The following is a 13,045-nucleotide window of genomic DNA, read 5'->3' as shown; positions in this document are numbered from 1 at the left end:
TTATCGGCGGCTCGGCGAATAGATCATGATGATTCAAGCTGTCTGCCATCAGCCATGCCCATATGGCTAGCTTGCGGGGAAGCATCCTCGAGCCGTTCCACAAATTGATCAAAGCGCTCGAAGCCTTTGTATTCACATTGTAAATAGGAATAGCCACGGTCGCGCTCCAATTGTGCTTGCTCTAACGAGTGCAAATAACCGAGATAACCCTCATCGAGGGTCCAGCCTAGCTGTTGATAAATAGTCTGGATACTCTCGGCTAGGCGAGAGGTTAGTTTGTGGTAGCTAATCCGAACCTGCTGGCTGCGATCGATATATTCCTCGCATAAGTCCACTAATAGATGGCTATCGGTCCGCATGCGCTTGATTAAGGCCTGCTCCCAGCCCGGGATGGTAATCGGGTCAATACCCGTTTTGCTTTGGGTGGAGGCACGCATGAGCAGCATCAGGGAGTTCATGAATTCACGAGATGGTCGAGCAGCCAAGATGAACCTTGACAGCGGATAGCGTTCCATCAAGTGCCGTATTTTATTGTGACTAGTTACTTCCTTGGATAGGAAATGGATATCGCCTCCTCCCCTTAGATACATCACCTTCTTGATGACCTTTTGATGAATATCAAGCATCCTGCGTTGCGACCGTGCCGGTAATGTTGAATAACCATCGATCTGGGTCAGCAAATCGGGGTACGGAAACCGAAGGAAAAGAAAAAAATGATGGACAAGCCGTTCCTCATAAAAAATACCATCTTCTTCCCAGTCCAGAAGCGTATTCGGATGCATCCGGGCAGCGGCTTGGCCCGCCTTCGTGTCTGGCCAGTAGCTCGTCTGGTTCAATCGCCGCTCAAGGCCAAGCCAATGGATCGGTTTTTGCAGGCAAATGAAGGGATAACGCCATTCGATATGGCGGATCGCGAAAAAGCGTTTTTCATCGGCGGCGAGGGTGCGATGTAGAAAGGTTGTTCCGCTCCGTGGTTGACCGATAATAAAAACAGCGCGTACTTGAAGTTGGCGATAACCTGGGTAGAGCAGTTCATCTAAATACCAGAGCACCGTCCAAACTGGCGTCAGCAGGGCATGGCGCAGGAGAAAGCGTGCTTGCTTAATCCGCGCGCCAAGACCAATTCTCGGGTTCGGATCCATGAATACCCTAAGCCACAGTAAAAAATATGATCGCCAAAAGGGAAATGGAGCAAGAATCAAGCCTGCTAGAATGGCAATTAGTACAAGATAATCCATGATTTAGTGATCGCGGGCTGGGCCGTTGGTATACATTCAGTCGGATATTATCGCAAAAAAAAACCCCACAGCCTTAACAGTGGGGTTCGTGGACAGCGCAAGGCGCTGTCGGAGTGGGTTTTTGCGTTACAAGCGGCTCGAGCCAACGATTTCGTGCGCGATATCGACGACGCGATTCGCCATGTCCATGTATTCCTGGCGATAGTTGGCGAGCAGGCCATCCTGCGAGGCCCAGTAATCCTTACCGCTGACGCCGTGCTCATGCTCGTAATCGATGAACTGCTTCTGCATTCCGAGCATCTTATCGATCAGATCCTGCTTCTCTTGCTTCAAGGCGGCGATGTCGGTCATGGTGTTCTCCCCTGCAGGGCTCGTTAATTGCTTGATTCTGTTGCCGAAGGTTTAATATATCATGGAGCATCGATCAACGGTCAAGCAACGCCTGAATGTTCGCCCTGAATGTTTCATGTGATCCTCTACCAGCCGGAGATCCCGCCCAATACCGGCAACGTCATCCGGCTCTGCGCCAACACCGGCGCCAGCCTGCATCTGATTGAGCCCCTGGGCTTCGAGCTGGACGACCGCCGGCTGCGCCGTGCCGGGCTGGACTACCACGAGTGGGTCGGCGTGCGGGTCCATGCCAGCCTTGGGGCCTGTCAGCAGGCGCTGGCACAACCACGGCTGTTCACGCTGAGCACGCACAGCCGCCAGACCTACACCGAGACCCGCTTCATGCCTGGTGATGCCTTCCTGTTCGGGCCGGAAACGCGTGGACTGCCCGCCGAGCTGCGCGAATCAGTGCCGCCTCGGCAGCAGCTCCGTTTGCCCATGCGCCCCAACAACCGCAGTCTCAACCTCTCGAACACGGTGGCGATCGTCGTTTACGAGGCGTGGCGGCAAAACGGTTTTCGCTAACCCCGGAGATCCGATCCGATCCGGCCCGATCAGTCGATTTCGGGCCGATTCGAGCGCTCTAGCAACTGACGGGTTGCGGCCTCTGGAGTCTGGCCCTCGTAGAGCACCGCATGTACCTGCTCCGAGATCGGCATCTCGATGCGATGCTCGCGCGCGATCCGATGCACCGCCCGCGCCGTCACCACGCCCTCGACCTCTTGGCCGATCGCCGCTAAGGCCGCGCTTGCCGTCTCGCCACGCGCCAAGGCCAGGCCCAGGCGTCGGTTACGGGATTGATCATCGGTGCAGGTCAGTACCAGATCGCCGAGTCCGCCCAGGCCCATGAAGGTCTCGCGCCGGGCGCCGAGCGCCGCGCCAAGGCGAATCAGCTCCGCCAGACCTCTGGTGATCAACGCGGCACGGGTATTGGCGCCAAAGCCGAGCCCATCGGCGATGCCGGTAGCGATGGCCAGCACATTCTTGGCCGCGCCACCCACCTGGACCCCGATCAGATCATCATGGGTATAGGCGCGAAACCGCTCGGAGCGCACCCAAGCGGCGCACTGCTCGGCAAAGTCCATGCTCGAGGCGGCCAGGGTCACCGCCGTCGGCAGCCCGCGCGCGACCTCCCCGGCAAAGCTCGGGCCGGAGAGCACCGCAAGGGCACGTTGACCCGTGCGCTCCAGCACCAGCTCGTGCAGCAGGTGCCCGCTCTCGGGATCGAAGCCCTTGGTGGCCCAGAGGATGCCCATGTTGGCCGGGAGCACAGGCGCCAACGCGCCCAGCACATCGCCAAAGAACTGGCTCGGCACGGCGATCAGGACACCGCTCGCGCCAGCCAGCGCCTGTTCGAGCGATGCCGTTGGGCTGATCCCATCGGGCAGCTCGATACCGGGCAGGAAAGTCCGGTTCTCGCGCGCGCTCAGCAGTGCCGCGACCTGTTCCGGGTCATGGCTCCAGAGCGGTATCTGGTGGCCATTGCGCGCCATCAGCACCGCCAGCGCGGTGCCCCAGGAACCCGCTCCGATGACAGCGATGCGTGCCATTGAAGCTAGTGAGTCGTCTCGCCCGCAGCCGGGCCTTCAGCGCCGCCCGGAGGCTGCTGGTCCTGTTGGGCCTGCTGCTCCGCCTGCTTCTGCGCATAGATCGAGTCGAAGCTCACATGCTGCAGCACCAGATGCGGAAAACCGCCCTTGGCCACCAGATCCGAGACCGCCTGACGCGCATAGGGGAACAGCAAGCTGGGGCAGTACACATAGAACAGCGGCCCCAGCTCCTCCTTGGCGAAACCGGCCACGCTGACGATCCCGGCCTGCTGAATCTCGATCAGATAGGCGGTCTGCTCGCCGACCTTGGTGGTCACGGTCACCGTGAGCACCACCTCATGGGTATCCTCGGAGAGTGCCGCGAGCTTGATGTCCAGATGCAGCGAGGTCTCCGGCTTCCATTCCTGGCGGAAGATCTCGGGCGCATTCGGCGCTTCGTAGGAGAGATCCTTGATATAGAGACTGCGCAGCGCAAACTGTCGCTCGTTCTGGGGCTGCTGATTCTCGGCCATGCGGGACTCCGGAGTCGGTTAACGTTTCTTGCGGGTCAACGGTAGATTGGCGCTTTCCCAGGCCATGATGCCGCCCTTGAGGTTGTAGACCTCGTTGAAACCCGCCTTGCGCAGCAGATGGCAGGCGGCCTGGGACTGCGAGCCCGAGCGGCAATTGACGATCACCGGTCCCTCCTTGAACCGCGTCAATGACCCGGTCTGCTTGCTGAAGCCGTTCATCGGCACATTCACGGCATTGATGATATGGCCCTTGGCAAAATCGGCGGCCGGGCGGACATCGATCACCGCCGCGTCGCGCTGATTGATCATCAGGGTCGCGGCGCCCGGATCGACCGAGCCCTTCTCGCCGACGATCAACGCATAGGTGAGCAGGCCGAGGATGACGCCGAGGGCGCCGAAGAGCACCCAGTGGTTTCCAATGAATTCGAGCAGCATAGGGATAATCGGAGCGTCGCGGTACGCTGAAGTCAACCCACAAGTATAAGAGCCAGCGCGCTCGCCGTCACGCCCTCAAGGTGTGCGACTGCAAAACACCTCGCGCATCATCACGATCAGGCGCAAGGTGCGCGCGTCGCCCACCCGATAGAATACCCGGTTCGCATCCTTGCGCGCGGCGAGGATGCCCTTATCGCGCAGGATCGCCAGATGTTGTGAGATATTGCTCTGCGAGGTGCCGACATGCTCGACGATGTGCTGCACGCTGACCTCCTCGTCACCCAGGGTGCAGAGGATCTTCAGCCGCAACGGATGCGACATCGCCTTCAGCGAGCGCGACGCGCGTTCGATATCGGCGTCGTCGGCGAAAAGCGCGAGTTCGGAGAAGTCGTAACCATGCTCCGCTCCGGCCTCGTTGCTTGGCGCTCGCCCGGACGCTTGCCGCTCGGATTCCTGCTGCCTGGACTGCTGCTGCTCGGGATCGGCCGATGATTCCGCGCTCGGCAACCGCTGTTCTCCTACCATGACGTCTGCCCCAATATCAACGTTTCATCAATCGATGATAAACCTTTCCGGAAGGCTGACAAGCCCTCGCTGTCTGGCCGGTTTTCGCGCCGCAGCGCGCCCTCTGCTCGCTGCGGGCTCTCTGCTCGCTGCGGTGGCGGTGGGCTGGATGGGCGGTGCGCTCACGGCATCCGGCCAAACATCCGGTCAAGGTCAAGCATCCACCAAGCCGCCATCCACCCAACAGCAGCCCGCGCCCCAAGGGCTCGAGGCGGTGGCCGAGCACGAGGCGGCGCTCGAGCAAGTGCAGGAACGTCTGCGGGACTTGCGAGAACGCATCGACGACAACCTGCGTTACCGCGACGCCCTGTTCGAGGAGCTGCGCCAATTCGAGCGCGACATCGACGACCTCAGCCGCGCCAATCGCGAACTGGAGGCCCTGGTCAGCGCGCAGCAGGCGGCACTGGTGGCCACCGCCGCCCGCCTGCAAGCGCTGCGCGCCGATCTCGAGCACGCGCGAACCACGCTGGCCGATCTCGTGCGCGCCGCCTATGGGATGGGTCACGGGGACCAGATTCGCCTGCTGCTGGGCCAAGAAGATCCGCGTCGAGCCGAACGCCTCTTCGGCTATTATCAGATCGTCGCGGCCGCGCGGGCGGCACGGGTCGAAGAGATTCGCGACCTCGAGCAAGGCCTGCGGCGGCTCGAGCAGCAGGAGCGAGAAGACACCGCCCGGCTCGCGCGGCTGGCCTCGCGTCAAGACCGCACCCGCCAGCGTCTGAGCCGTGCGCTCGGCGCGCGCGCGGCCGTCCTCGCCGATCTCGAACAGCTCATCGCCGATGAGCAGACCCAGGCCTCGGCCCTGAGCGCCGATGCCGAGGCGCTGCGCGCGCTGATCGCGCGCCTCAAACGCAGCGCCGAGATCGCCGCCGAAGTCGAACTCGCGCCCGCCTCGATCGCCGATCGGCGCGGGCGCCTGGCCTGGCCCCTGCGGCCCGCCCGCATCCTGCGCGGCTTCGGTGAAGGCCGCGCGCGCGGCGCCCTGCATGCCGACGGCGTCCTGCTCGCGGCTGAATCCGGCACCGAGGTTCGCGCCGTCCATTACGGCCGCGTGGTGTACGCCGATTGGCTGCGCGGCTTCGGCATGTTATTGGTGATCGACCATGGGGGTGGCTACATGACCCTGTACGGGCATAATCGCACCCTGATGAAAGAGGTTGGCGAATGGGTCGAATCGGGTGATCTCATCGCGCTGGCCGGCAGCAGTGGTGGCGCCGAGCACAACGCGCTGTACTTCGCGATCCGCCACCAGGGCCAGGCCATCGATCCCGGCCGGTGGTGCCGATCCACGCCGGTGGATGCCACGCCGGCTGACGCCACTTCGGGCTGATGCCGCTCCAACTGCCACCCAATCGGTACCCAATCGCCCTTGGGCAACGCTCCCCTGGGAACACGCGACCCAGATCGCCCTCAATCGTTCAGGTAACTTCAGCACACAACAGCCGGGCTTCGGCTCCAAGCCCGCAGGATGAATCCATGACCAATCGCCAGCCCGCCCTTCTCGCTCTCCTTCTCTGTGGCCTGCTGCCCGCTGCCTGGGCGCAGGACGACGCAGCGCAATCCGGCGCGGGGCAACCCGACGCCGAGCCGGCGCCGGTGGTGCAGCCGCCACCACCTGGCTTCAAGCCTACCGGCACCCGCCCGGAGCCGAGCGTCGAGGAGGTGCAAAAGGCGCTGGAGTCGGCCGAGGGCAAGGACGACGACGCGCCCGAAGGCCTGCCGCTCGATGAATTGCGCGTGTTCGCCGAGGTCTTCGGCCGCATCAAGAGCGACTACGTCGAACAGGTCGAGGACCGCGACCTCCTCGCCAGCGCCATTCGCGGCATGCTCGCCGGGCTCGATCCCCACTCCGCTTATCTCGATCCCGACCAGTACAAGGATCTACAGACCGGCACCACCGGCGAATTCGGCGGCCTCGGCATCGAGGTCGGCATGGAAGATGGGTTCGTCAAGGTCATCGCCCCCATCGACGACACCCCCGCCCAGCGCGCCGGCATCCAGGCCGGCGATCTGATCGTGCGCATCGACGGCAAACCCGTCAAAGGCATGAGCCTCGGCGACGCCGTCAAGCTGATGCGCGGCAAGCCCGGCAGCGCCATCAAGCTCACCCTGATGCGCGATGGCGAGGCCAAGCCGCTGCGCGTCGAACTCGAGCGCGCGATCATCAAGGTCGCCTCGGTCAAGCAGCGCATTCTCGAGCCCGGCTTCGGCTATCTGCGCGTGGCCAACTTCCAATCCCGCACCACCGAGGATCTGCTCGAGGCCATCGAGACGCTCAAGCAGGACAACGACGGCCCCCTCAAGGGCGTCATCCTCGACCTGCGCAACAACCCCGGCGGCATGCTCAACACCGCAGTCGGCGTCAGCGACGCCTTTCTCGAGCAGGGCCTGATCGTCTACACGGAAGGTCGCCTCGAGGAGGCCAAACTCGAATTCCGCGCCGGCCCCGACGATGTGCTCGAGGGCGCGCCGCTCATCGTGTTGGTCAATGGCGGCAGCGCCTCGGCCTCCGAGATCGTCGCCGGTGCCCTGCAGGACCAGCGCCGAGCGCTGATCATGGGCAACGAAACCTTCGGCAAGGGCTCGGTGCAGACCATCATCCCGGTCGATGAGCGCACCGCGCTCAAGCTCACCACCGCGCGTTACTACACCCCTGCCGGACGCTCGATCCAGGCGCTCGGCATCGTGCCGGATATCATCCTCGAGCGCGGCAGCCTCACCCTGGACGCGGACGCCGAGGTCGCGCCGCTCAAGGAAGCCAACCTGATCCGCCATCTGGAAGACGCCAACGATCTCGAGGTTGAGGCTGAGGATTCAGCCGATAACGACGCGAGTGGCGACGGGGCTGGCACTGACGGGGCTGGCAGCGACGAGACCGCCGCCAGCAAAGGCAAGGATCGCGAAAAGCCCTCGCTCGCGGCCGAGGATTATCAGCTCTCCGAGGCCCTCAACGTGCTCAAGGGGTTGGTGATCCTCGGTCAGACGCCGGCCGCAGCCGAGTCCAAGGCCGTCAATACCTCGTCAGAGCCTGTCCGCAAGTAACTTGAGCGTTTGGCTCAAGGGCGATCAGCGCGTTGTGGCCGCAAGCATACAGATTGTTCAGGTTATCTGCGGACGGCCCCCAGCCGGCCCAGCATGCCGTCTGGGAGTGACAACGGAGTTCTGCGATGAACGATTTCCATGTCATCGAGCCGCTGTGGTTGTTGGCGCTGATTCCGCTCGGGCTGCTGCTCTGGTGGGCCTGGCGGACTGATGCCGGGGCCTCGGCCTGGCGGCGGATCGTCGATGCGCGGTTGCTTGCGGTGTTGCAGGTGGGCGGTGACGAGCCCGCACGCAAGTGGCCGCTGCTGTTACTGGCCGCAGGCTGGTTGCTCGCGGTGATCGCGCTGGCCAATCCAACCTTCGAGCGCGAGCCGGTGCCGGCCTTCCGCAGCGATGCCGCGCGGGTGGTGGTGCTGGACCTGTCGCGCTCGATGCTGGCCGAGGATCTGACCCCGTCGCGCCTGGAGCGAGCGCGCTACAAGGTCGCTGATATCCTAAGCCGCAGCGCCGATGGTCAGGTCGGGCTCGTCGCCTTCGCCGGCGAGGCCTTTGCGGTCTCGCCGCTGACCGACGATGCCGAGACCATTCGCGCCATGCTTGAGGCGCTGAGCCCACGGATCATGCCGGTTCAGGGCAGCCGGCCGGATCGCGGGATCGCTCTCGGGCTGGATCTGCTGCGCCAGGCCGCAGCCCGGAGTGGCGAGGTCATCCTGCTCACCGATGATGCCGGTGGGGTGCGGGCCATTGAGGCCGCCGAACGGCTGCGTGAGGCCGGCCATGCGCTTGGCGTGATCGGTGTCGGTACCGCCGAGGGCGCGCAGGTGCCTGGCGTGACGAGCGCCGATGGACCCGTGATCACTCGGCTCGATATCGCCGCGCTGGAGCAACTGGCCACGGCGGGTGCGGGCCGTTATGCCACCCTCGGCAACAGCGGCAGCGATCTGGATCAGGTGTTGATCGATCCCGACGCCCGTCCGCGAGCGCTCGCCGAGCGCGACCCGATGCTCGCCGAGCGCTGGCGTGAGCTGGGTCCCTGGATCGCGGTGCTCTTAGTGCCCTTGGCGGCGCTTGCCTTCCGCCGCAGCTGGCTGGCGATGCTGCTGCTCACGCTCACGCCCGGCGCGCTAATGCTGCCACAACCGGCGCTGGCGTTCGGCTGGGCGGATCTCTGGCAGCGCCCGGAGCAACAGGCGGCGCGGGCGTTGGCGGCGAATGATTTTGAACGCGCGCGCGAGCTGGCGACGCACTCGGGGCGGGCTGGCAGCGCTGCGTACCGGCTCGGCGAGTATGCGGAAGCGGCGGCCCGTTTCGGCACGGATGATCGCGCCGTTGCGCATTACAATCGCGGCAATGCATTGGCGCGTGGCGGCGAGCTGGAAGCAGCCTTGGCCGCCTATGATGAAGCCCTCGCGCGCGATCCTGGGCTCGAGGACGCTCGCTATAATCGAGCCCAGGTCGAGGCCGCGCTGCGCTCGCAAGCGCAGCAGTCTCGGCCGCAGCAGGATCAAGGCGATGAGTTGCAGAAGGACGACGGGGAGTCGCAAGCGGCCGAGGCCGAGCAACAGCGGTCGGACGATGCTGGGGGCAATGCCGGCGGTGATGCGAGCGGTGAGGCCGGCGCGGATGAGAACGGCGAACAGCAAGATGGACAGCCGGCATCGGACGAGCAACCGGGAGAAGAGCCCAGAGAAGACCTGGAAGAAGACCCGACGGACGACCCCGGAGAAGGCGCGGGCTCGGCTGCTCAATCCTCGGCCGATCAGCAGCAGAGCGCCACCGGTTTCGCTGATCGCGCTGAACGACTTGGTGATCAGCGCGATGAGCCAATGGATGACCGCGATCAACGGACTGCGGCCGATGTGGCTTCTGCGGCGTTAGAACCCCAGGAGCGCGAGGCACGCCAAGCGGCGGATCAATGGCTGCGGCGCATCCCCGATGATCCGGCCGAGCTGTTACGCCGGAAATTCCTCTATCAATATCAGACGCGCCGGAATGGCGCTGATCAGCCTTCTAGCGAGACGTCTTGGTGATTGCGATGAGCTTTGCTTTCGTCTCTCGACATGACCGCACCGCTCCTGAGGTCGCGCCAATCGTGGTACTCGCGCCACTCGCATCCATCGCGACGCGTGGCTGGGGCCTGTTTGTGCTTCTCGGTCTGCTGATGCTGCTGCCGGGCTCGGGTCTGGCCGCCGAAGCACGCGCCTCTCTCAATCAGACCCAGGTCTACGAGGGCGATCGGGTGCTGTTGACGATCGAGGTCGCTGGCGGGGGTTCTGGTGGGGGCGTTGGGCGCTTGTCGGGCGAGGAGCCGGATCTTGACCCCTTGGACGAGGATTTCGAGGTCGCTGGCGTCAACACCTCCCAGCAGACCCAGATCATCAATGGGCAGCGCTCGGACAAGACCAGCTGGCGGATCGCGCTGCTGCCGAAACGGCTGGGCCAGCTGGAGATTCCGTCGATCCAGGTCGGCTCGGCAGCCACCGAGCCGCTGAGCCTGCAGGTCGATGCGGTGCCCGAGGGCGGGCTGGGCGCGCCCGGCGATCAGGTCTGGCTCGAGGTTGCGTTGGGCGCTGATGCCGATGGGGCGGCTGATACCGGGCCGGCTGATGCCCGGCCGGATACCTTAGTGGTTCAGCAGCAGATGCCGCTGGTGGTGCGCGCTTACAGCGCGCGGCCGCTGATCGATTATGCGATCCAGATGCCAACGCTCGAGGGCGCGGTGCTGACGCGGATCGGCCGGGATCAAGGCCGCTTGACTACACGCGGCGGGCAGCAGTATCGGGTCATCGAGCGCCGCTACACCTTAAGCCCGGAGCGCAGCGGAACCCTGCGTATCCCGCCGATCCTCTTCGAGGCCGAACTCAAAACCGAGCGCGCGCAAGGTCCGGACGCGCTCGCCAGACGAGATCTGCCGGATCTGTTCGATGACCCAATGTTCGAACGGATGCTCGGTGGTCTGCGGTTTGGGCCCACCGGCTCGCTCTTCGAGCGCGGTGAGCCAGCGCGCGCGCAGAGCGAAGCCCTAGTGCTCGAGGTCGCGGCCCGTGCCGAGGACTTCAGCGGTGAGCACTGGCTGCCCGCGACGGCGCTTGAGATGAAGGATTCTTGGAATCCCGCCGATGGTGGCAAGACGCCGGCACTCAGGCTCGGCGAGCCGGTGACCCGAACTCTAACCCTGATCGCCAGGGGGTTGGCCGGGAATCAGATCCCGGAGATCGAGATCCCGACGCCGGCCGGCTTTCGGCTCTATCCGGGTCAGACCCAGACCGAGACGCACAGCGATGGCGAGACCCTGATCGGCATCAGTCACCAGCCGTTGACCTTGATCCCGACGCGCGGTGGGGATGTCGAGCTGCCGCGCATCGAGGTGCCCTGGTGGCATACCGAGGCTGGCGAGGAACGCATCGCAACAGTGCCGGCGCTGGCGTTGACTGTGGCCGGCTCGGTTGCCGATGCTGAAATGCTCGAGGGGGCAGCGGCGGCCGGCGTGGACACTGGAGCGGACGAGGCCCAGGCTGATAGTGGTGGTGCTACTGGGGCCGGTGAGGATGCTGGCGCGGGCGTTGAGTCGGATACTGGGTCGGATGTCGGCATGGACACTGGGTTCTGGACGTTCAAAAGGCTCTGGGGTCTGCTGTTCGCTGCATTGATTGCGCTCGGCGCCGGCTTGCTCTGGCGACATCGGCGTTGGCTGCACGGGCGCTGGCTTCACGGAGGTTGGCTGCGTCGGCATTCGACGCCAGTGCCAGCGGTGCTGAAGGCTGAAATGCACAGCCGTGCGCCGAATCAGGAGCGACGCGCGCGCGCTGCCGTGCAGCGTGCTTGCGAGCGCGATGATCCGCGCGCGGCCGCCACGGCATTGCTCGCCTGGGCGGCTCTGATCTGGCCGGATGCGCCGCCGAGCGGCCTCCGCGCCTTGGCGGAGCGTGCCGAACGGGGCGGGCCGGCGATCCGGGCGCTGGAGCGCCGCCTCTACGGCGCTCCCGATGGTCAGGCGGATTGGCAAGGCGAGACCTTGTGGCTGGCGGTCAAGGATGGCTTGAGCGCCCAGCCGGCGTCTGCTCCATCCTCGGAAGATTCGCTCGCGCCGCTCTATCCGCGCTAACGTCCAAAGCGCGTCGCCATGCCGGGCGATGGAGGCGATGGGGCGCTTGTGTCCTGATCAGCCTAAGTAAGAGACGATTGGCTGGCCGGTACGGACGCTCGCGCTGTTCGCGCATGGAGGATGACGGCTCGGCCCTGAAGCCGAGTAGGATGAGTGTGGTATGGTGGATGGTTCATCGCATTCGGATGACACATCACGGTCCACATCGACCGCATGACCGAGCGCTGAACGCGCTGCATCCTTACTCTCCAGAGGCTCTGGGTGACCTGCATAACCTCCGCCGTCGAACTCGCTGACTACTGCAATCGTCTCCTGGGGGTCGAGCGTTTCAGCGACTATTGCCCGAATGGACTGCAGATCGAAGGCGATCGGCCGCTGCGGCGTTTGGTGACGGGCGTGAGCGCGAGTCAGCGCTTGATCGATGCCGCGCTCGCGGCCGAGGCCGATGCACTCCTGGTGCATCATGGCTTCTTCTGGAAGTCCGAGGCAGCGCCTCTGATCGGGTTCAAAGGACGCCGGATCAGAACACTGATGCGCGCCGGGCTAAGCCTGCTCGCCTATCATCTGCCCTTGGATGCGCACCCAGAACTCGGCAATAATCGGCAACTGGCAGATCTGCTCGGGCTGCTGGACGCACACCCCAGCGCCGGCGCGGATGATCTTCTCTGGTGTGGCAACTTGGCCGAACCGCTGTCAGGCGCTGCGCTTGTCGAGCGCGTCACCCGCGCCCTGGGGCGCGAACCTTTGCATGTGGCCGTGGTCAACCATCCGTTGAGCCGGATTGCCTGGTGTACCGGCGCCGCGCAGGGTGCGATCGAGCGGGCCGCAGCGCTGGGCGTCGATGGCTACCTGAGCGGGGAGATCTCGGAACAGACTGTGCATCTCGCGCGCGAGCTGGGCATCGACTATCTTGCCATCGGTCATCATGCCAGCGAGCGCTATGGGGTCCAGGCCCTGGGCGCGCACTTGGCCGCTCACTTTGGCCTCGAGCATCAGTACATCGAGATCGAGAACCCTGTCTAATGGTCATCATGCCCACACTTACCGCAAGATTCCGCCACAAACCCATGCTGCGCACTGGTTTTTTGACCTTTGTCGTGGTTCATCGCCGAGCACTCGGCTCTAATACGGGCTGGTTATAGGCGTTGTAAAACCCTGATCAGTCGGGGGCTTTCTTGACCTGGGTTGGCCGCTTCATGGAGAATGCGC

At 64.2% G+C, this 13,045-nt stretch carries 12 protein-coding genes; 6 read left to right on the top strand and 6 right to left on the bottom strand.

The genetic code is table 11. From position 1 onward, the window contains the following. Positions 1-23 precede the first annotated feature (23 nt). A complete protein-coding gene (locus tag AC54T3_RS00595; protein ID WP_496621531.1) occupies positions 24-1,238 on the bottom strand; it encodes a sulfotransferase in 1,215 nt (404 codons plus the stop codon). Between the two features lie 126 nt (positions 1,239-1,364). After that, a complete protein-coding gene (locus AC54T3_RS00590) occupies positions 1,365-1,589 on the bottom strand; it encodes a hypothetical protein (protein ID WP_496621530.1) in 225 nt (74 codons plus the stop codon). 108 nt (positions 1,590-1,697) lie between these two features. On the opposite strand from AC54T3_RS00590, the gene AC54T3_RS00585 reads away from it, so the two are divergent. Continuing rightward, complete coding sequence (locus AC54T3_RS00585; RefSeq protein WP_496621529.1) at positions 1,698-2,153, top strand: tRNA (cytidine(34)-2'-O)-methyltransferase; 456 nt, start codon at positions 1,698-1,700, stop codon at positions 2,151-2,153. Between the two features lie 29 nt (positions 2,154-2,182). On the opposite strand, the gene AC54T3_RS00580 is transcribed toward AC54T3_RS00585, so the two are convergent. The 4 genes from AC54T3_RS00580 to AC54T3_RS00565 all read right to left on the bottom strand — a co-directional run bounded on the left by AC54T3_RS00580 (position 2,183) and on the right by AC54T3_RS00565 (position 4,476). After that, positions 2,183-3,178 (bottom strand): NAD(P)H-dependent glycerol-3-phosphate dehydrogenase, encoded by a 996-nt coding sequence (locus tag AC54T3_RS00580; RefSeq protein ID WP_496621528.1) that lies wholly within the window; start codon positions 3,176-3,178, stop codon positions 2,183-2,185. A gap of 5 nt (positions 3,179-3,183) precedes the next feature. Next, positions 3,184-3,690: a protein-export chaperone SecB gene (secB, locus tag AC54T3_RS00575; RefSeq protein ID WP_496621527.1), complete on the bottom strand. Its 507-nt coding sequence runs from the start codon at positions 3,688-3,690 to the stop codon at positions 3,184-3,186. Between the two features lie 18 nt (positions 3,691-3,708). Next, positions 3,709-4,125 (bottom strand): rhodanese-like domain-containing protein, encoded by a 417-nt coding sequence (locus tag AC54T3_RS00570; RefSeq protein ID WP_496621526.1) that lies wholly within the window; start codon positions 4,123-4,125, stop codon positions 3,709-3,711. Between the two features lie 75 nt (positions 4,126-4,200). Then, a complete protein-coding gene (locus AC54T3_RS00565; RefSeq protein WP_496621646.1) occupies positions 4,201-4,476 on the bottom strand; it encodes an ArsR/SmtB family transcription factor in 276 nt (91 codons plus the stop codon). Positions 4,477-4,684: 208 nt separating this feature from the next. On the opposite strand from AC54T3_RS00565, the gene AC54T3_RS00560 reads away from it, so the two are divergent. The 5 genes from AC54T3_RS00560 (at position 4,685) to AC54T3_RS00540 (ending at position 12,859) form a co-directional block, all read left to right on the top strand. Further along, positions 4,685-6,019: a murein hydrolase activator EnvC family protein gene (locus AC54T3_RS00560; RefSeq protein ID WP_496621525.1), complete on the top strand. Its 1,335-nt coding sequence runs from the start codon at positions 4,685-4,687 to the stop codon at positions 6,017-6,019. A gap of 146 nt (positions 6,020-6,165) precedes the next feature. Next, positions 6,166-7,731, top strand: a complete 1,566-nt coding sequence (locus tag AC54T3_RS00555; RefSeq protein WP_496621524.1) for a S41 family peptidase — start codon at positions 6,166-6,168, stop codon at positions 7,729-7,731. Between the two features lie 125 nt (positions 7,732-7,856). After that, entirely contained in the window at positions 7,857-9,761 is a 1,905-nt protein-coding gene (locus AC54T3_RS00550; RefSeq protein WP_496621523.1) for a VWA domain-containing protein, read from the top strand. 5 nt (positions 9,762-9,766) lie between these two features. Then, positions 9,767-11,836 carry a BatD family protein gene (locus tag AC54T3_RS00545; RefSeq protein ID WP_496621522.1) on the top strand — a complete coding sequence of 690 codons (2,070 nt, stop codon included), beginning with the start codon at positions 9,767-9,769 and terminating at the stop codon, positions 11,834-11,836. Positions 11,837-12,106: 270 nt separating this feature from the next. Then, positions 12,107-12,859, top strand: coding sequence for a Nif3-like dinuclear metal center hexameric protein (locus AC54T3_RS00540; RefSeq protein ID WP_496621645.1), 753 nt, complete (start codon positions 12,107-12,109; stop codon positions 12,857-12,859). Positions 12,860-13,045 lie beyond the last annotated feature (186 nt).

It is taken from the genome of Halochromatium sp. NSM3, from assembly GCF_059621085.1.
The sequence above is the reverse complement of the archived record's forward strand: the minus strand, read 5'-3'. Positions and strand labels throughout refer to the sequence as shown.